18 protein-coding genes are annotated in these 19,807 nt (G+C 44.7%); 9 read left to right on the top strand and 9 right to left on the bottom strand.

All coding sequences use genetic code 11. The features are described from left to right. Positions 1–6: 6 nt before the first annotated feature. From AC23N5_RS16785 to AC23N5_RS16775, 3 genes are all read right to left on the bottom strand, one after another. Positions 7–819: a DUF2490 domain-containing protein gene (locus AC23N5_RS16785; protein WP_487756464.1), complete on the bottom strand. Its 813-nt coding sequence runs from the start codon at positions 817–819 to the stop codon at positions 7–9. 598 nt (positions 820–1,417) lie between these two features. Then, positions 1,418–2,635, bottom strand: a complete 1,218-nt coding sequence (locus tag AC23N5_RS16780; protein ID WP_487756463.1) for a porin — start codon at positions 2,633–2,635, stop codon at positions 1,418–1,420. Between the two features lie 368 nt (positions 2,636–3,003). Then, entirely contained in the window at positions 3,004–5,433 is a 2,430-nt protein-coding gene (locus tag AC23N5_RS16775; protein ID WP_487756462.1) for an AsmA family protein, read from the bottom strand. Positions 5,434–5,496: 63 nt separating this feature from the next. On the opposite strand from AC23N5_RS16775, the gene AC23N5_RS16770 reads away from it, so the two are divergent. Beyond that, on the top strand, positions 5,497–6,468 hold the full coding sequence (locus AC23N5_RS16770) for an aldo/keto reductase (RefSeq protein ID WP_487756461.1): 972 nt from the start codon (positions 5,497–5,499) through the stop codon (positions 6,466–6,468). Between the two features lie 101 nt (positions 6,469–6,569). On the opposite strand, the gene AC23N5_RS16765 is transcribed toward AC23N5_RS16770, so the two are convergent. Together AC23N5_RS16765 and AC23N5_RS16760 are read right to left on the bottom strand one after the other, a co-directional pair. After that, positions 6,570–7,934, bottom strand: coding sequence for a DUF2254 domain-containing protein (locus AC23N5_RS16765; protein ID WP_487756460.1), 1,365 nt, complete (start codon positions 7,932–7,934; stop codon positions 6,570–6,572). 27 nt (positions 7,935–7,961) lie between these two features. Continuing rightward, complete coding sequence (locus AC23N5_RS16760) at positions 7,962–8,930, bottom strand: DMT family transporter (RefSeq protein WP_487756459.1); 969 nt, start codon at positions 8,928–8,930, stop codon at positions 7,962–7,964. A gap of 69 nt (positions 8,931–8,999) precedes the next feature. Between AC23N5_RS16760 and AC23N5_RS16755 the strand changes: the two genes are divergently transcribed. The 4 genes from AC23N5_RS16755 (at position 9,000) to AC23N5_RS16740 (ending at position 11,501) form a co-directional block, all read left to right on the top strand. Next, positions 9,000–10,181: a thiolase family protein gene (locus AC23N5_RS16755; RefSeq protein WP_487756485.1), complete on the top strand. Its 1,182-nt coding sequence runs from the start codon at positions 9,000–9,002 to the stop codon at positions 10,179–10,181. A gap of 69 nt (positions 10,182–10,250) precedes the next feature. Then, positions 10,251–10,667 carry a type II RES/Xre toxin-antitoxin system antitoxin gene (parS, locus tag AC23N5_RS16750; RefSeq protein WP_487756458.1) on the top strand — a complete coding sequence of 139 codons (417 nt, stop codon included), beginning with the start codon at positions 10,251–10,253 and terminating at the stop codon, positions 10,665–10,667. 52 nt (positions 10,668–10,719) lie between these two features. Continuing rightward, entirely contained in the window at positions 10,720–10,914 is a 195-nt protein-coding gene (locus AC23N5_RS16745) for an RES family NAD+ phosphorylase (protein ID WP_487756484.1), read from the top strand. After that, positions 10,911–11,501 (top strand): pseudouridine synthase, encoded by a 591-nt coding sequence (locus AC23N5_RS16740; protein ID WP_487756457.1) that lies wholly within the window; start codon positions 10,911–10,913, stop codon positions 11,499–11,501. The genes AC23N5_RS16745 and AC23N5_RS16740 overlap by 4 nt, the downstream gene beginning before the upstream one ends. 179 nt (positions 11,502–11,680) lie before the next feature. Here AC23N5_RS16740 and AC23N5_RS16735 read toward each other — a convergent pair whose 3' ends face one another. Together AC23N5_RS16735 and AC23N5_RS16730 are read right to left on the bottom strand one after the other, a co-directional pair. After that, positions 11,681–11,947, bottom strand: a complete 267-nt coding sequence (locus AC23N5_RS16735) for a hypothetical protein (protein WP_487756456.1) — start codon at positions 11,945–11,947, stop codon at positions 11,681–11,683. Positions 11,948–12,052: 105 nt separating this feature from the next. Next, entirely contained in the window at positions 12,053–12,895 is an 843-nt protein-coding gene (locus AC23N5_RS16730) for a universal stress protein (RefSeq protein ID WP_183974801.1), read from the bottom strand. 200 nt (positions 12,896–13,095) lie between these two features. On the opposite strand from AC23N5_RS16730, the gene AC23N5_RS16725 reads away from it, so the two are divergent. Next, positions 13,096–14,331, top strand: coding sequence for an ABC transporter permease (locus AC23N5_RS16725; protein ID WP_487756455.1), 1,236 nt, complete (start codon positions 13,096–13,098; stop codon positions 14,329–14,331). Positions 14,332–14,518: 187 nt separating this feature from the next. Here the strand turns inward: AC23N5_RS16725 and murI are convergent, their stop codons facing one another. Then, positions 14,519–15,343, bottom strand: a complete 825-nt coding sequence (murI, locus tag AC23N5_RS16720; RefSeq protein WP_487756454.1) for a glutamate racemase — start codon at positions 15,341–15,343, stop codon at positions 14,519–14,521. A gap of 7 nt (positions 15,344–15,350) precedes the next feature. Then, positions 15,351–17,756 (bottom strand): endonuclease MutS2, encoded by a 2,406-nt coding sequence (locus AC23N5_RS16715; protein WP_487756453.1) that lies wholly within the window; start codon positions 17,754–17,756, stop codon positions 15,351–15,353. Between the two features lie 181 nt (positions 17,757–17,937). On the opposite strand from AC23N5_RS16715, the gene hisA reads away from it, so the two are divergent. The 3 genes from hisA to AC23N5_RS16700 all read left to right on the top strand — a co-directional run bounded on the left by hisA (position 17,938) and on the right by AC23N5_RS16700 (position 19,789). After that, positions 17,938–18,660, top strand: a complete 723-nt coding sequence (hisA, locus tag AC23N5_RS16710; protein WP_487756452.1) for a 1-(5-phosphoribosyl)-5-[(5-phosphoribosylamino)methylideneamino]imidazole-4-carboxamide isomerase — start codon at positions 17,938–17,940, stop codon at positions 18,658–18,660. 315 nt (positions 18,661–18,975) lie between these two features. Then, the gene (locus AC23N5_RS16705; protein ID WP_028525764.1) at positions 18,976–19,575 is read left to right on the top strand and encodes an RNA polymerase sigma factor; all 600 of its coding nucleotides are present in this window, start codon (positions 18,976–18,978) and stop codon (positions 19,573–19,575) included. Beyond that, the gene (locus tag AC23N5_RS16700; protein WP_028525763.1) at positions 19,550–19,789 is read left to right on the top strand and encodes a hypothetical protein; all 240 of its coding nucleotides are present in this window, start codon (positions 19,550–19,552) and stop codon (positions 19,787–19,789) included. The genes AC23N5_RS16705 and AC23N5_RS16700 overlap by 26 nt, the downstream gene beginning before the upstream one ends. The last annotated feature ends 18 nt before the right edge of the window (positions 19,790–19,807 follow it).

Raw genomic sequence — 19,807 nt, 5'->3', positions numbered from 1 at the left:
AGTGAATTAATGAGACGCCTTCTTTTTAAAAAGCGACTCCACATTGGACAGTACAAAGTTCAGTTGCAAAATATTATTTAAATCGACGTTATTCTTGTCGGTATTGTTAAATCTAAAAATGGTTTGCTGCATGTACGATGCTTCCACACTATAATGGTGATTGAGGCGATACCCCAAGCCAGCCAACACACGATTTTGGTCAAACAAATTTAGGTTGCTGATATTCTTTCCCATGTTCAAGAAAAGCTCATTGTACGCTTGTGCATAAAGGGTTTTGTCTCCCATTTGGGCTTTATTAAGCGGCAAGGTCAACTTGGCTTGGTAGCGAAAACGCTCGCGGTAATTCGTTTCCGAAAAGTCGCCGCCATACACAAACGATTTGTCGTTCAGTGCTTGGTTTTTGCCAAGCCAACGAAACTCGTAGCGAAAACGGTGATCTACCCGAAGGCGTCCTAAGTTTTGGGTAAGAATGATTTGCGGCGACACGCGCAATTCAGAGAAAAATGCAAACGGCTTTCCTTCCGCAAAACGATTGGAACCAATCCATCCGAAGGGCATCAACGATACTCGAACGTTGGGATTGACTTGGTAATGAATAAAGGGGCGAAAAACGTGCTGATTGAGGTTATTGTAGGGGTTGCCCGTGGTCGTTTCTGATTTATATGCTCCTTGCATATCCTGACGACGGTGCTGGTTTTCTAACTGCCAAGAAAATTTTCCCGCGATTTTCCCCGAGATGTTCACATCTGTCCAACCATTCGCAATGTGATAATAGCGTCGTGGGCTTTGTGAGACTGATGGCAAGGAGGTAGAAACCATAATAAGCAAAAGCGCCCCGATAAAATTTAGAATGAAAGTTCTGTTCGGTAAAAAAATGTGTCCTGACGTACAGAACAGCAAACAACGAATTGATGTCATTGAATGATGTGCAAAATTAAGAATGAGAGTGTGTAGTAAGTATGTGTCGAGTATTACCAAATTGTTAAATTCAAGCACCACAAGCTCGAAGTTTCTTACTTAGCAGTCTCTTTTTGAGGGCGATGTCAGAATTTTATTGCTGTTTTTGGTCAATTTTCGATTCAAAAGTGGTGTCAGTGCAGGGATGTTGTAAAATTTCATTTGTTACCAAATCATTAATTTTGTGTTAATTTTTCAAAGGTCAGGTTTTCAGCGAGTTGTATTTACTTTGAGACACTTCTCCCGAACTTTTTTCTAAAAAAAATGACGCAAGAAACCCGAACCATCCACAAAATTATTGATTATCAATATTTTAACAAACAAAAAAGCACAAAAAGGAAGGAGATTATCTCCCTTTTTGTGCCACTTATAAAAAAGTAAAGACGAAAGCTTAACCTAAAAAAGTGCAGAGACTAAAACGCGACGTAGCCTCCAATGTTAAGAAATTGTTACGTAATGGCTAAAAGTTAAACTGTGCCTGAAGCCGCAACAAGCTCCCCTTCTGGTGATTTTGGGGTAATTTACTGTCTTCAAATACGCGGTCTGATATGGCATAAAGCGCCGTTAGCTCAAAATAGTCTTTCCATTGCCACTCTACTCCCAGCTCTATGTCATTTACGATATAGCGGCGGGCATCTATCTCTTGTTTCTTTCCGCCATGATAATATTGATACTTAGCAAAAGGCATCAACTGATGATTCAGGCTCTTATAACGGTACATCACTTGCGCATAGCCTCCCCAAAGTTTTTTCTGTTGGGTCGTCATGGTAGTGGGGTCAAACTCTGGCCCTTTGCCTACGTTGTACTCTGCCTGAAAGCCAAAAGGCTGAGGATAAACAACTAATGAAGCTGCTGCTCGACGGTCATCAAACAACGTTTGGGTACCTTTATTGGCAGCATCTTTTTCAATGGTGTATTTCCCCGTATATCCCTGAAGACTAGCCTCCACGTACTGGCCATTTTTGAATTTAAAAGGATAAGTGAGGCGGGCCACAACGTGGGAGTTATTGTTGACTTCGGCTTTATTGGCGGTTTGACCATTGTAAACACCCAACCCAAAAATGCCATAGTCGCCGCTGCCTTTTAAGCCTGATTTTACCAAGAAGGCAAAACGTTCTCGGATGTTGGCATTGGCCCAATAAAACATCACACCCAAATCGCGTTCGTTGGCCACCGAACTATTGAGGGCATCAACCCGATCAAGCGAAAGGCGATTTTGCGAAGATTGCATGTTTTCAAATCCGTAAGGGACTTTACTCTGTCCGACCCGAAAACGAAATTCCTTTTTGGAATCCACTGCTAAATCAAAATACGCATCCCGAATCTGAAAACTGTGTTGAAATGAATTGCTTACGTTAGAAGCAAAATCAGGCTGCACGTAGATGTACAAACGGTCGGAAACATCGCCCGAAAAAATGAGCCGCCCGCGACGCACAAAAAAGCCGCCGTTTTCGCCCCATGATCTGTCGCACTGTTCACATTTCAACTTAGAATTAGTTTCAAAAAGGCGATTGTAACGAACCTGCGCATAACCGCGAAGGCTAATCCGTTCAAACCATTTTTTTGCTAAATCTAGTTTCAGCCCTGTACTTTCTTTGGGCTTTTCTACCTGAGAATAAGACGATTGGCCAAGGCATAGCCCCACCAAGAAAGCAGCGCTTCCTAAGTACTTTTTCATTTCCAGATGTCAGAGTTGTATTGGTGTCTTGGGTTAATTGTCAGCGCAAAATTACTGTTTCCCAAATGTTGCTACATTATTAAGTTTATTACCAAATCATTAATTTTATATTATGTTTTGTAGCAATTCCCTCTGCTTTTTGCAGTGATTGGGCACCTCCATCTTGTACAGGATATTATTTCAAAAGGCAAGAAACAAAAACATCAATCACTTGGCAATCAAACTTTTACATCAAAATAAAAAAGCAGAAATGCTCTTTTTAAGAAAGACAATAACCTTTAGGCGCAATGTGTATTGGCAGAAAACGAACAAAAAGCCCAATTGGCAAGCCCATCCTATATATTAAGAAATTGTTAATACAACCCCCATTACCTATGTGTTTTTTTGCGCCAATCCATGTCATACTTGAGTCGGATTTCGCCCCGCTCATCCACCGCCCGAATGAGCAAATTGTTTCCATCCAACGTTTCAAGTTCTTCTTCTTCTGGATTACGCTTGAGGTTATTTAAAGGAATGTGTACCAACAAATCCGTTTTATCGCCAAAACTGTACGTTCCTCCCACAAAAAAAGTCAATACACTAGATGCTACCTTCATTTGATTCATCGACAACTCTTGGCCTTGAAGAACAAACTCATTTTTAAGACCCTCAAACTGAATTTTTTGAAAATTACGGCGCTTAAAAAGTACTTTTTGAATGCGTAAGAGTGGCTTAAAATAGTTGAGTTGGCCATTGATCAATTTAAAACTCAATTGCCCTTTCATGGTTTTAGGCAACAACTGGAACTCCTTGTCTAATTGGGTACTATACGTAAAGTCCGTGCTCAGCGTTCCGCTCAAGTTTTGGTCAGAAACGGTTTGTTGTCCAAAGTTTTCAAACGCATAAAATACCTTTTGTACGTCGGCATTGGCTACGTTTCCTTTGGCATACAACCGATGGGTCGGCAAATCGAACTGCTCAATACCGCCCGTCACCCGAAAATCGCCCCCAAAAGCGTGCATTTTTACGTCTTCACAACGGATAGCTTGGCGAGTCATATATACCCTCCCGCTCACTCCCTGCGCCTCAAACTTCCGATAATGCACCCGTCGAGCCGCCAAATGAACTTTTAAATCCAAATTTTGAATAAACTTCGAGGTAATATCCGTCAATTGCTTTTTGGTGTTTTTTTGGGGAGTTGGGCGGTAATTTCGGATCCAGTCTAAGCCCAAATCAGGCGCAAAAATCGAGACATTTGCTTTCACCGAGGCCGTTGTTCCAAAGGCATAGGGGGTTAGTCCTGTCACATTGCCACTCACCCGCACTTGATTTTTTTGGTGATATACGTGCAAATAGGTTAAATCCGCTTTGTCTTCCGCAAACCGCACGAAGCCATCTACACGCTGAATATCTATTTGCTGGGGTGTGTATAAAAACGCCACCTTTTCTAGCTTGGCATTTCCGTCAAGTTTACCGTTTAGGCGGTTGGTTTTCGGGTCAAAAATGGGTGAAATTTTACCTTTATAACAAAAATTCACCACAACATTCCCCGATTTAGGCTGAACCTGATTGGGGTCAAAAAGCGCCTTACACCGAGCCACATTGGCTTTGGTATTGCCCTCCATGTGTAAAAATGGGTCGTCAAAATCAGTAATGGTAAACGACAAATTCATGGGAATAACTCCGTACAACAGCCCACTCACGTGGGGGGCAACCAAACGAGAGTTCTGATTGCTAACGGGCAACGACGTATCGGCGCGGTTGGTAAAATGGGCGCGTCCCACTGTCTGCGAAAGTGGCCCAATCGCACTTTTGTACAAAAACGTTTGGGTCTGCACCTCCACTTCAATATGAGGATCGGCACCAGTTCTCAGTGGCCCATCGACACTCACTTCGGCTTTGACAACGGGCAGTACTTTATGTTTGGCGATACGTTTGGCCAATCGTCGCGGTAAAATCGACAAAGCCCTCGGCGCGGCGATGGTGTCAGTACTGACAAACAATTGTACCCGACCTTCGTCTTTAAAATCAAAACTGCCCCGTAATCGAAACGTATCTTGCTCGACCAACACTTCAGAAGGGCCGATACCCACGCGTCGGTGGAGGTCGTACGACAAATGTAAGTCGAGTTCTGTCGCTTTATTTTCCAGAAAACCTCCCCGATTCAGGTTAAAAGTCAACTGGCGAAACTGCGTTTTTCCCCGCAGGTGTACCCACAAACAGGTATCGGTGCGTTCGAGGTCGTTGGTTATTTTTTCCAAACAAAAATGAATGTCTTTTCCTTTCAACGAATCTTGCAAATGCACTTCCATTTCCTTCACCTTTACTTGACGAAGACTTTTGAGTAACTCTTTCCCCAACGAACCCTCCGCGCTGGTGGTTGTATCTTGGGTCGATGAAGAATCTTTGGGAGCAACTGCCTGCAAATTGCTGTACCCGTTTTTGTCCACAAAAACCGATAGCTTTCCTTTGTCAACCATTACTGAATTGATTTGCAATTGCTTACGAAGCAGTTGCCGCAGGTCGATGTGAACCGTCAGCCGTTCCAACGCCAATAGTTCTTTGTGGTGAATTGCGTAGGCACTGTCGCGCAAATGAATGTCAAAAAGCGTAAACGACAAGCCAAAACCGCCTGCAAAAGGAGTAAAATCAAGTTTACGGGCCGTCACCGTCCCACGGATGCGGGCATTGGCTTCTTTGAGTAAGTACTGAAATACATCGTCGCGGTACTGGTATGCCCACGTCAACACCCCGCCTGCGAGTACCGCAAAAGTGCCCAAAATGTAAAGCCCTATTTTAAGAAATTTCGGAAACGGCATGACTGTTGGAAAGTAACACGACAATATACACTACTTTTAGCTGAAAAAATCGTACCAACACAAATGCACTACCGAAGATTTGGAAGAACCGATTGGCAAGTAAGCGAAATCGGCTACGGAATGTGGGGCTTGGCAGGCTGGACTGGCTCCGAAGAAAACGAATACACCACCGCCCTCGACCGCTCGGTGGAATTGGGCTGCAACTTTTTTGACACGGCATGGGGCTACGGAGCAGGACAAAGCGAACAAGTGCTTGGCCAGCTCGTAAAACGTCACGCCGACAAGCGATTGTACGTGGCCACCAAAATCCCTCCCAAGAATTTTAAATGGCCGTCGAAGCCCGAATACAGCTTGGAAGAGTGCTTTCCTGCGTCGCACATTGTGGAATACACCGAAAAAAGCCTCAAAAACCTTGGTATTGAAACCATTGATTTACAACAGTTTCACGTATGGGAAGACCAATGGGCACAACACGAAGAATGGCAAAAGGCGATTGAACAACTCACGCGTGAAGGCAAAGTACAACACTGGGGGATTAGTGTCAATCGCTGGGAACCTGATAATGTATTGAACACCCTTCGCACAGGCTTGATTTCGGCCGTTCAGGTCATTTACAATATTTTCGACCAAGCGCCCGAAGATAATCTTTTCCCCCTTTGCCGTGAGCTGGACGTGGCCGTGATTGCGCGGGTGCCGTTTGACGAAGGAACGCTCACAGGGACGTTTACCAAAGAAACAACTTTTCCCGAAAACGACTGGCGTAGTACGTATTTTGTACCCGAAAACTTGATTTCGAGCGTAGAGCACGCCGACGCACTTCGCCCGTTGATTCCTAGTGGGATGAATATGCCCGAAATGGCTTTACGGTTCATTTTAAACAACTCGGACGTGGCAACGACCATTCCTGGGATGCGAAAACTTAGAAATGTCGAGGCTAACATTGCTACTTCGGACGGACAAAAACTATCTGCCGACCTGATTGACGCCCTCAAAGGCCACCGCTGGGACCGCACGCCTACGAGCTGGAGCCAATAAATGTGTTGAAGGTTGCTGACAATCCGAATGTCGAATGCAGAGTGCAGAATGTCGAATAAGAAATACCCCATTCGACATTCTGCACTCTGCACTCGACATTCTCATTCATAGCATTTGGCTACTGCTTTTAATGAACTACGGAATTGTGCTTGTTTCCTAGAAAGTACCACTGAAGTAGGTGTTTTTTCACCGATTGCTTCTAAAGCCCCTTCGTAAAATTCGGCCAAATGGTCGCGGAGGCTATTGCGGTGTTCTTTTCGGGGAAAAGTTGCGGTTAATTTCCCTTTTTGTTCTTCATCGTGAAGGTACTGTAATTCAAAGTCTTCTACCTGTCGAAACAACACATTTAGCTTGTCTTCCGAAGGCATAAAAGGTAGCAAATTCGTGATGGTTTTCAGTAAATGCCGTACGACGATATAATCTTCCTTTCCCCAAAAATAGATTTGGTCAAACGCCAAATCCACCAATTGCTCAAAGCTAAACTCTCGTATGTGAATGTTCTTTTGGGCCAACAGCTTAGCTTCCCGCGAATTTGCTTCGCTTTGCGCAGCCCGTTGGATAATCGAACCAAGGTAGTCGATACAATTGAGGGCCGTCGTTGGGTCATTGACCGCGGGCGAAATGGCTTTGATGGCAATGTCCACCAATTGGCGAATCCCAAACGGAATATCCTGTTTATAACTTCGGAACTTATCAATGACAAAACAGCCCTGAATCGGCTTTGTCAGCTGTGCATAAAAATCGCGCATCGCGGGCGGACAATCAATGTCTGCAAGCACCCCTCCTTTAATCACAAAACTCCCGATGTGCGGTCGAACGGTCATTTTTACCTCTTTTTCCAACGGAAACAAGGCCTCCAATGCCTCGTAGCGAATGGAATCCAAATAACCACTTACGGGGGCTAAGATTCGTACCTTTCCCGTCTCCACTTCGGTAGGAGATAGCGGCTCATACAATTCGTCAATTTCTTCAATGGTGCGACGAGCAATATTTTGGGTAATGCTGGAGGCATTGATATTGCCAACAATGTGGTGAATAAACAAAGGGAATACCATCAGAATCAGGTAAAAACTACCGACGATGCCAAATTTCGGGTAAATCAACGATGCCTCCGACCAGCCGAAATACTGAAGCCCCATCAAGTACCCCACGCAGGCCAAAAACGACCACAAGAAAAAACGGCTAAAGTGGTCGTATTCAAAAAAAGAGCGGATAATTCGGGGCGAAAATTGTACGGAAGCCAGCTGCAAGGCCACAAACACAAACGAGAAAGTGGTCACCACGATGGTTGTCAAAATCCCCGCCAGTGCTGTCAGATAGCCATCTAACAATACCCCCTTTTGACCTGGTTGCCAACCATGTAACCCAATGGTCAGCAGAGCGGTAATGATGTAAGAAGTAAGCGTAAGCCAAACCCAGCTAGATTTGACCTGCTCATGGAATTTATACAATCGACGAAAGAGCATTTTTACCAAAATTACGTTCCGCCAAAATTACCTTTTTTTAAATGTCGAATAAAAAATGTTCCCCATTCGACATTCTGCACTCGACCCTCGACATTCCCATTTATTGCCTTTCCAGCCAATCAAAAATACGCCCAATAACACCAGCAACGTGCCGACAATTTGTAGGGCTGAAATTTGTTCTCCCAAAACGACAGTTGCCACAAAAATGGTAAAAACAGGGCCAATACTAGCAATAATGGCGGCATTGCCTGAGCCTATTCGTTTGATGCCCTCGGTCAGAGCGAAGGAGGGTAACACCGTAATAAAAAGCGCCATTACCAGCCCAATCCAATAAACTTCCGACGGGTAATGACCTATGTGTAGCCCATTTTCCACAAAACAATGGATAACCGTCGGTACAGTAGCAGCTATCATGGCATAAGCCGTGAATTTTTGGGCACCGATTTGGGAGATAATCTTATCACTTCCCACCAAATAAACCGCATACACCAACCCGCTGATAATCACCCAAAAAGAACCCCAAAACAAGTCCTTTTGCTGGGATGAATCTACATTTTGGGCAAAAGCCAGCACGATACCCGTATAAGTCAGCGCCACTGCTCCTATTTGAAGTTTGGTAATCGCCTTTTTCCGAAAAAAAGCATTGATTAACAACACAAACGTTGGATAAATAAACAATAAAATGCGCTCCAAGCTCGCTGTAATGTAATGGAAAGCCAAAAAGTTGAAATAGCTCGCAAAATAGTAGCCCGTAATCCCCATCGAAACCACCCATAGCCATTGTTTGGGTGTAAAACGGACGTTGTCTTTTTGGGAAGAAAGCCGCCAAGCGATGAGTCCATAAAAAGGAACAGAAAGCCCCATGCGCAGTGTTAGAAGTGAAATCGCATCAATCTCATGACGGAAAGCTAACTTGATAAAAATGCCTTTCATGGCAAAACAAAAAGCAGCAAAGAATACAAAAATGGCACCAAGCCAGTAATACGGTCGAGTCATATTGAACAAACCGAAAAACCTTTACCTTTGGTTCTTTATATCTTAAACCAATTTATTTTCATCATCGACATGCAATCGGTTTATATAGTATCCACGGCCCGCACTCCCATCGGAAGTTTTGGGGGTTCTTTGTCAACGGTTTCGGCTACGCAATTAGGGGCGGCCGCCATCCGCGGGGCACTTACCAAAGCTAATATAGATTCCAACCTAGTTCAAGCGGTATATATGGGCAATGTCGTTTCGGCCAATCTCGGCCAAGCGCCTGCGCGCCAAGCAGCTATCTTTGCAGGACTTAGCAAAAACGCTACTTGCACAACCGTCAACAAAGTGTGTGCGTCGGGCATGAAAGCTATGATGATGGCCGCCCAAGACATCCTACTCGGCGACGCCGATGTGGTAGTTGCGGGAGGAATGGAAAACATGTCTCAAATTCCGTTTTACCTCGACAAAGCCCGTTTTGGTGGCTATGGCTACGGCAACGGAACCTTCATCGACGGTCTTGCCAAAGACGGCCTTACCGATGTCTATGGCGGCATGGCCATGGGCGTATGCGCCGATGCTACCGCCAGCAAATACGGTTTCAGTCGCGAAGAGCAAGATGCGTTTGCCATTGCTTCTTACGAACGAAGTGCCGCCGCTTGGAGCGAAGGAAATTTTCAGCAGGAAGTAGTACCCGTTCAAATTCCCCAGAAAAAAGGTGACCCTACTACGTTTGCTCAAGACGAAGAATATAAAAATGTAAAATTTGACAAAATCCCGTCGTTGCGGGCTGCTTTTACGAAAGAAGGCACCGTGACTGCGGCCAATGCTTCTACCATCAACGACGGAGCAGCGGCGACGATTTTGATGAGCGAAGCCAAAGTCAAAGAACTCGGTATCACTCCGTTGGCGCGCATTGTGTCGTTTGCCGATGCCGAGCACGAACCCGAATGGTTTACCACCGCGCCTACCGTTGCCGCACCGAAAGCCCTCAAAAAAGCAGGACTGAGTATAAGCGATATTGATTATTTTGAAGTAAACGAAGCATTTTCAGTCGTGACGATGGCCTTTATGAAAGAAATGGGCATATCGCATGAGCAAACCAACGTGTTTGGCGGAGCGGTGTCACTGGGCCACCCACTTGGCTGCTCGGGTGCACGTATCGTCGTTACACTTCAAAATGTACTCACGCAAAAAGGAGGTAAATACGGCCTCGCCGCTATTTGTAATGGCGGAGGTGGCGCTTCGGCTATGATTATTGAGAACCTATAAAGCGTTTTAGGGTTCTCAGGAACAAAAGTGTGCCAAATTGCAGTTATATTTGTGTCAAATAACAAAGGCATGATTACACAACCTCAACAATCGTCTTTTCTGTTGTTGACCTTCGATGACCCTTTTTTACTCATCGAAAAAACGCGAGAAGGTCTTACTAAAAACGACGCCGATGCGTTGGCCAATGTGTATGACCTCAATGACCGCGAAATGGCCCGAATTTTAAACCTGTCCGAGCGTACTTACCATCGCTACAAAGAAGACGCTCGTCTTGATGCCAGCGCCTCTGATCGGTTATTGCAACTGAAGAAAGTTCTTCAATACGGAGAAAGCGTTTTTGAGAGCCGAGAAAAGTTTCAGCGCTGGTTACGACGCCCCTTGCGAACCATGAATGGAGAAGCCCCGATTCAGTTATTGGCCACAATCACGGGCTTAAACGTAGTAGAAACTGCCCTAGGACGCATCGAGTACGGCGTTTACATTTAGATGATGCACGTTTTTCGCCTTCAAAAAGCCAAGTTTTCACGGTTGGAATAGCATTTATACTTCGCCTACTACTCAACAATTTACGAACGACTGGGTTAAACAGCAATCTTCGCTGATAATGGCCATTCCTTCGGTGATTGTTCCTATGTCATTCAATTACCTCATCAATCCGAATCACCCAAGGATGCAAGAAATAAAGGTGGTGGAAAGTATTCCCTTCTCGTTCGATAGCCGATTTTTTAAATGAAATACCGTTACTTCCTGATTTATAAGCCCTACGGAATGATGTCGCAGTTCTCAAAGGAAGGCGACAAGCCTACGTTGGCTGATTTACCGTTTGACTTCCCGAAAGATATATACCCCGTTGGTCGCCTTGATGCTGATAGCGAGGGGCTGCTACTTTTGACCAACGACACGTTCCTTAACAACCGTCTTCTCAATCCTAAGTTTAAGCATCAGCGTACTTATTTTGTGCAGGTGGATGGGCAAATCTCGGAGGAAGCTTGTCACCAACTTCAAACGGGCGTAACGATTTCGATTGATGGAAAACCACACGCGACCTTGCCCGCTAAAGTGCAACAACTGGTCAATGAACCGCTTTTGCCTGAACGTAATCCTCCCGTACGATTTCGCCAAAACATCCCGACGAGTTGGGTAGCCCTTACGCTTCACGAAGGAAAAAACCGCCAAGTACGCCGCATGACGGCCGCCGTAGGGTTTCCGACGTTGCGGTTGGTTCGTTGGTCGATTGAGGACGTAAAATTGGGTTCACTTCAACCCTCAGAAGTGAAAGAAGTAGAGAAAGAATGGCTTTTTAAAAAATTACGGTGCTGAAAAGCGTGCTGAGGGATGCTCTCATCCCGAAATAAGGTTTCTCAAAATCGTGCGATACTCGGTTTTGAGAAACCTCAGGCGTGGTTATAAGTAACCACTGGCACAAAAGCGTGCTGAGGGATGCTCTCATCCCGAAATAAGGTTTCTCAAAACCTTGCGACACTCAGTTTTGAGAAACCTCAGGCGTGGTTATAAGTAACCACTGACACAAAAGCGTGCTGAGGGATGCTCTCATCCCGAAAAAAAGGTTTCTCAAAACCTTGCGATACTCGGTTTTGAGAAACCTCAGGCGTGGTTATAAGTAACCACTGACACAAAAGCGTGCTGAGGGACGCTCTCATCCCGAAATAAGGTTTCTCAAAACCTTGCGACACTCGGTTTTGAGAAACCTCGGGCGTGGTTATAAGTAACCACTGACACAAAAGCGTGCTGAGGGATGCTCTCATCCCGAAAAAAAGGTTTCTCAAAACCTTGCGATACTCGGTTGTGAGAAACCTCAGGCGTGGTTATAAGTAACCACTGACACAGATATGAGTAACCACTGCCCCCTTCTATCGAATACTAATGCTAAGCACAGGAATATCAGAGTGATTGACGGTATCTTCCGTGATACTTCCCATGAACATGTGCGCCAATCCGCGGCGTTGGTGCGTAGCCATCACAATCAAATCGGCTTTTTGTTGGTGCGCAAAATCCAAAATTGCTTCTTCTTCATTAAAGACGTCGGCATCCGACACAAACAATGTTGCTTTTCCGAGTGCCGTTGCTTTCAACAACTCATTTTTACGCGCTTCAATCGCTGCGTTATCTTTCAAATGACTGGGATTGTTGAGGTACAACAGCGTAATTTCTCCGTGGAAAATATCTTGTAATTCGGCCAAGGCACTGAATGCCCCTTTCTGGTCTTCTTTCAAGGTCGTGGGAAACACAATTTTATTGAACGACGTCACCGCTTTAGGCACAGCCAACACAGGACATGGAGCACGACGAATTACTTTTTCGGTATTAGAGCCAATAAAAAACTCTTCCATGCCCGAAGCACCGCGTGTTCCCATCACAATCAGGTCAATGGCGTGGTCCTTTACCACTTCTTCAATTACACTGACCATTGGGCCACCAATCACGGCCGTTTCTATTTTAACCCGTGCAAACTTATCGTTGTCCGCTATCTCAGCGAGGGTCTTTTTCAAACTTTCATTCACCATATCAAGGTACTCATCCTCAATGGCTTTGTCGTACAGATAGTACTCGGCCAACGGCGTAGCTGTCACCATTTTTTCATTGGCGTGAAGCAGCATTATCGAGGCATTTGTTTTCAAAGCTATATCGGCAGCCACTTCGAGGGCATTATTGGCAAAACCAGAAAAATCGGTTGGGACTAATATCTTTTTCATTGTGCTAAGTGTTTATTGGTTTGAACTGATGCCTCAAGGTAGCTTTGTGTTCCAATGTTAAGTATGATGAATATCACGCTAACTAACTGACTTACATCAACTAACATCGAGCCTCAATAAAATATCGACAACGAATACCGTCTATCACAGCATCTATCCGTAACTTTGGTAACTCATTTTCTCTATCCGATTATACACCGATGAACCTTTTCAAGATTAGCTGGGCCAATCTCAAAGACAAAAAGCTCAATAGTTTTCTGAGTGCCTTACTCATGACGCTCGGAATTGGTATCATTTCGTTGTTGTTACTTCTCAACAAACAACTTGACGAGCAATTTCGCCGTAACATCAAAGGTATCGACATGGTTGTAGGGGCTAAAGGCAGCCCGTTGCAGCTTATTTTGTCAAGTATTTACCAAATCGACTCTCCTACGGGGAATATTTCGCTCGACGAAGCGCAAAAAATAATGCGCAATCCGCTGGTTAAAACCGCGATTCCGTTGTCGATGGGCGACAATTATCTATCGTTTCGCATCGTAGGAACCAATCCCAAATACCCTAAACATTTTGAAGCCAATGTATCGGAAGGGCGGCTTTTTGAAAAAGCAATGGAAGCAACCATCGGTGCGAAAGTAGCGCGCGTTACGGGGCTCAAAGTAGGAGATGTATTTGCAGGAGGCCACGGTTTCGACAACATGGACGACGTACATGGCGACAAAAAATACAAGGTTGTGGGGGTTTTTGAAACCAACAATTCGGTGATTGACCAGTTGATTTTGACTGATATTTCGAGCGTTTGGGCCATTCACGAACATGCCGAAACGCCAGGCCAAGGGGCCAATGTAACCAACTTGCTCATGGGTGACGACTCTACCCAAACCGACGACCCAAGTCAAGAAATTACGAGCATGTTAATTAAATTCCGTAACCCAATGGGAATGGTGGCATTGCCTCGTTTTATCAACGAAAATACCAAAATGCAGGCCGCTTCGGTAGCGTTTGAAATCAATCGCTTGTTTTCAATGCTCGGTGTGGGCATCGACACCCTGCGCGCTATTGCCCTGATTATCATTTTGATTGCGGGCGTGAGTGTGTTTATTTCTCTTTACAATTCGTTGAAAGAACGTAAATACGAAATGGCCTTGATGCTTTCCATGGGCGCTACCCGCACCAAGCTTTTTGTGATGCTTTTACTCGAAGGAATCATGCTTGGCGTGGCGGGCTACATAGCGGGAGTGCTGTTGAGTCGCTTAGGTTTGTGGTTATTCAGCCGCGCTGCCGAGTCAGATTACCACTATTCTTTCTCTGATTTTAGCCTTCTCACCGAAGAAATTTGGTTGTTTGGCGGTGCTATTTTGATTGGAATTTTGGCCGCAGCCATTCCTTCCATCGGCATTTATAGCATCAATCTTTCGCGGACGTTGGCCGAAGAATAGGTTATTTTGTCTTGTCGTACCGAACGAAGAGTCAAGTAAATAATTTTATTTTTACCCGCAGAAAGCCGCTGACGAAGCGACGTATGTAGTTATTGATCCGCGTCCATCTGCGTGGATTTAATCTGCGCGCATCTGCGGGTAAATTTTAATGAAACTTAGCTAACAATGTACTAATTTCTAATTTTTCCTATTTCCCCAAATCAAGGTGAAGGCTCTTCACTTCTTGCCCAAAAAACACCGCCGATTGACGGTCAAATGCCTCCGTTGAGTCGGTTGTATAAAAGATCCGCTGCGAGTTTTTAGCACATTTTGCTTCTATTTCAGGGTGGCGATGAAGGTAGTCAGCCAAACTCGCTGCCACAATTTCTGCTTGGTTAACAATGCGGATATGAGCAGGCAAGAATTGACGTATCTTTTTGATTAACAAGGGATAATGCGTACACCCTAGCAAAACTGCATCTATATTTGGCGCTTGGCCGAGCAAGTGTTCAATGTGTTTTTTGACAAAATAATCGGCACCGTCACTGTCAAATTCTCCATTTTCTATCAACGGCACCCACATAGGACACGCTTCTTGGTGGACGTTTGCTTTTGGGAAAAACTTCTCAATTTCTACCAAATACGACTCCGAAGCAACCGTTCCTACCGTGGCAAAGATACCGATGTGCTGACTCTCCGTAAACGTACCTATTACTTCCGTCGTCGGGCGAATGACGCCCAATACGCGTTTATCGGGCGCAATGTGTGGTAAATCCAGTTGTTGGATGTTCCGTAATGCTTTGGCCGAGGCCGTATTACAGGCCAAAACCACCAAGTGGCATCCCTTGGCAAACAATGCTTCTACGCACTCCAACGTGTAATGATAAACCGTATCAAACGAGCGCGTGCCATAAGGAGCACGCGCGTTATCTCCCAAATACAAATAATCGTATTGCGGTAATTGCTTGACCAATTCTTTTAAAATTGTCAACCCTCCGTACCCCGAATCAAATACCCCAATTGGCCCTTGCATTGTCATATTATTTCATCTGAACAATCGTCACTCCTGCTCCGCCACGGTCGGGGTGTTCGTCGGTCATTTTTCCTACTTGCTTAAACGTTTTGAGGTGATTCCGAACCAATTGCCGCAAAATACCATCGCCTTTGCCGTGCACAATTCGCAATTCGTCGTAGCCCAGCATAATGGCGTTGTTGATAAGTTCATCAAGCTCAATCATCGCCTCTTCGCCCCGTTTTCCTCGAATATCAAGGTTAAAACTAAAATTGAGCATTTTCTCGTTCATATCAATTCCTCCGAGGCGGATTCCCGCGCTTTTTTCGCCCGTAGCTTCCTTAAATGCCTTCTTTGACACCTTTTCCAAACGGTTTAATTTTACGTTTGATTTTAGGTCACCAATCCGAATTTCGGCATCTTTTCCTTTCATCACCAACACCTCTCCTACCGTCGTTTGGCCTTTGATTCGAACAAAGCTACCAACAGCAATTTCTCCTTTTTCGGGCAAAAACTCCTCCTTTTCAGGTTCATTTACGGGCTGAAGCACGAGTTCTTTTTCCTCAAATTTCTCCAATTCTTGGCGGACTTGCTTGGTAGGTTCGCGCTCGGCTTTTTTCTCTTTGATTTCCCGAATGGTATTCTCAATACGCTGATTCGTATCGGCCAACAATTGCTTCGCTTTTTGCTTGGCGTCGTTCAGAATTTTCTTTTGGTCATTGTCTAAGCGCAATTGCAATGCCGTCGTTTCGACCAATTGCTGGGCCAATTTTCGCTCCTTAATACCTACCTCAATATTTTTCTCCGAAAAGACCTTTTTCTCAATTTCCAATTCTTTTATCAACTTCTCAAAGTTAACCTGTTGAGAACCTAACTTCCCTTTTGCCCGCTGCACGACAGCCTTGGGTAATCCAATTTTTGAGGCAATTTCAAACGCAAACGAACTTCCTGGTTTCCCAATTTCGAGTTCATAAAGTGGTTCCAAATGCTCCCCATCATAGCGCATCGCACCATTGACCAACCCCTGCGTTTTATCGGCGTAGGTTTTGAGGTTGGTATAGTGGGTATTAATGACTCCGTACGCGCCCGATTTGGTCAAATCTTCTAAAATCGCTTCGGCAATTGCTCCACCCAAACTTGGCTCGGTTCCCGTTCCAAATTCGTCAATCAAAAACAAGGTTTTCTTCTGACTAAAGTTCAAGAAGTACTTCATGTTGGTGAGGTGGCTACTGTACGTACTCAAGTCATTATCAAGGCTTTGCTCATCACCAATATCAATAAACAAGTTTTGAAAAAGCCCTATTTTGGAATCTTCTCGCATGGGCACCAACAGCCCACATTGAAACATATATTGTACTAAGCCAATGGTCTTGAGTGAAACCGATTTTCCACCTGCGTTGGGACCCGAAACGACCAAAATCCGTTGCTGTTGCGACAATTGAATGGTCAACGGCACCACCTTTCGACCTTGCTGTTGGAAAGACAAATACAACAGCGGATGCCGCGCTTGCCGCCAATCAATCATGGGCTGATTCACAAACGTAGGCTGCGAAGCATCCAACAATGACGCTAGTTTAGCCTTGGCACGGATAAAATCAACCATCCCCAAAAACTGATACGCCCGCTGCAAATCGCTCAAGTGCGGACGAATTTGGTTGGCCAACTGAATCAAAATACGATTCACTTCGCGGCGTTCGGCGTATTCCAGCTCACGAATCTCGTTATTGGCATCCAGTACTTCGGCAGGCTCCATGAAGAGCGTTTGTCCCGTCGCTGATTCGTCGTGAACAAACCCTTTTAATTTGCGCTTGTGCTCGGCCGAAATCGGAATCACCATGCGGCCGTTACGCACCGTAAACGACACGTCATCGTTGACCCAGCCACTATTTTTGGCGTGTTTTAGGATAGATTCCAATTTTTTACGCACCGTCGCCGCCTCAGAAATTAGCCGTCGCCGAATGTCCGCCAACTCAGGCGAAGCGTTGTCGCGTACCAAACCACGGTCATCAATAATGCGGTCGATAGAATCACTGACCGATTTCTCTACCTTCACATTCCCTGCCAACTCCCGTAAAAACGGAAAGCGGTCATCCTCTTGGTCGGCCAAAAATTTCAGCACCTGACGAATCGTACGAAGCGATAGTTTCAGGTCATAAAACTCCTCCAACGAGAGCAACATGCCTTCGATGCGAATTTTTTCGAGGGCAGACGTCACGTCCAAATAATTTTGGGCAGGAAACTCTCCCGAGGTTTCTTCCATAATCGCCTTCATTTCGGCGGTTTGGCGAGTGAGTTTATCAATGACGGCAAAATTGTCCGAAAAGCGAATCTTCTGCACAAATGCTTGCCCAAGCGGGCTCAAGCAAAGCTCTCTCAAGTGCTCACGGATACGGTCAAAACCTAATTTTTGTTCTAAATCTTGCGGGTATAACATTTCTATTTTGTCATGCTGTTCAGCACCGATTACCACTTTTCAATGCTCAAAATCTAGTGAAAAGTTCCTACAAAGGTACTCAGTATTGTTAAACCCACTTACACTCCTTAATTTTACCGCAAAAACTCACCTCTAACCTTCGTCCTGAACCTCCGAAGGTATATTTATTGACTAAGTCTTTATGTTCCATATCATTCCTGCCATTGACCTCATTGAAGGCAAGTGCGTCCGCCTCACGCAAGGCGATTACGGTCAAAAAACCATTTACAACGAAAACCCGCTCGAAGTTGCCAAAGAGTTTGAAGATGCAGGCTTGACTCGCCTCCACTTGGTGGACTTGGACGGCGCCAAAGCAAAAAAAGTCGTCAACTGGAAAGTATTGGAGCGAATCGCCACCCAAACTCAGCTTCACATCGACTTCGGCGGCGGGGTACAGTCTGACGACGACCTACGCATTGTTTTCGATTCGGGAGCAAAACAGGTAACAGGCGGTAGCATTGCCGTAAAAAATCCCGACTTATTTGAAACGTGGCTTAACCAACACGGCGGCGACAAAATGATTTTGGGCGCTGATGCCCGCAACGAACGCGTAGCCGTGAGCGGTTGGGAAGAAGGCACAGGTTTGTGGGTATATGATTTTGTGCAACAATGGGTAGAAAAAGGAGCCAAGTACACCATCAGTACCGACGTCGCCAAAGATGGGTTACTTCAAGGCCCCTCCTTTGATTTGTACAAAAACCTTCAAGAGCATTGCCCCGAGCTGAATATCATTGCCAGCGGCGGTGTAAGCAACATTGGTGACATTGAGCGTTTGGCCGAAATGAATCTTTTTGGCGTGATTGTCGGCAAAGCAATTTATGAAGGCAGAGTTACCTTGGCTGAATTAACACGCTGGGTAGCTTAGTCTAAAAACCAGTTGCTGTTACTTAGAAGAAATACGGTGTTTAAAGATTAAAAAAATTAAAATTTAAACACCTATCCTATTTTTTCTTTGATTAGTGTAATACCGACATTTATTCTGACTTCTTCTGAATAGTCGAAATTTAATTTGGTGTTACGATTACACTTTAAAAAAAATTTGGCAAACGCTTGCACAATATTTTTTTTATCATTTATCTTTGGCACAAGAATAAGACGCAAAATAAATTTCTTCATTAAAATTAAAAGGGGGACATACTATCGAAACAACGCTTTACGTTAACTAATTGTACATAAAAAAATGGAAAAGTACCAAGTTAGCGACAGTGAGCTTGTTTCATTGTACATCCAAGGCAGCGAGAAAGCCTTCGAAAAACTTGTTCAGCGTCACAAGTCAAAGATTTACACCACTATTTATTTGATTGTTAAAGATCAGTACGTAGCTGAAGATTTGATGCAAGATAGCTTCGTTAAAGCTGTGGATACCATCAAATCTGGTAAGTATAACGATGAGGGCAAGTTTTTGCCGTGGATATTGAGAATTGCTCACAATTTGGCTATTGACCATTTTCGGCGTGATAAACGTTACCCGGAAGTAGTGTTTGAAGATGGAAGCAGTGTGTTCAATACCTTAGACTTTTCGGAAGACTCAATCGAGTCGCTCCAAATTCGTCAAGAAACACATGAACACCTCCGCGAACTGATTCAACGGTTACCCGATCCTCAGCGTCAGGTGCTTATTATGCGCCATTACGAAGACATGAGTTTTCAGGAAATTGCCGATGCCACAGGAGTGAGTATCAACACGGCTTTGGGGAGAATGCGTTACGCGCTGATTAATTTGCGAAAGCAACTCAGCAACCGCGTTCCTATATATGATACAACTGTTTACCCCAGATGATGTAATTCGGTATGTTTACGAAGAAACCACCGAAGACGAAAATGTGCTCATAGAAGATGCCCTTATCGGGGATCAAGAGTTATTAGAATTTTATCTCGATGCCCTTGAGATGAAAAGTCTGATGAACAAAATTGAGCGAACGCCCTCAAACAGCGTTGTTTCCAATATTCTGGCGTATTCACAAAATTATAAGAGCAATCAATCGGTCGCCTAAAGCTTCGGTTGATTGCTT

This window comes from Runella sp. R5_40, assembly GCF_057652295.1.
Note: the sequence above shows the minus strand (reverse complement) of the source record. Positions and strands in the feature narration are given on the sequence as shown.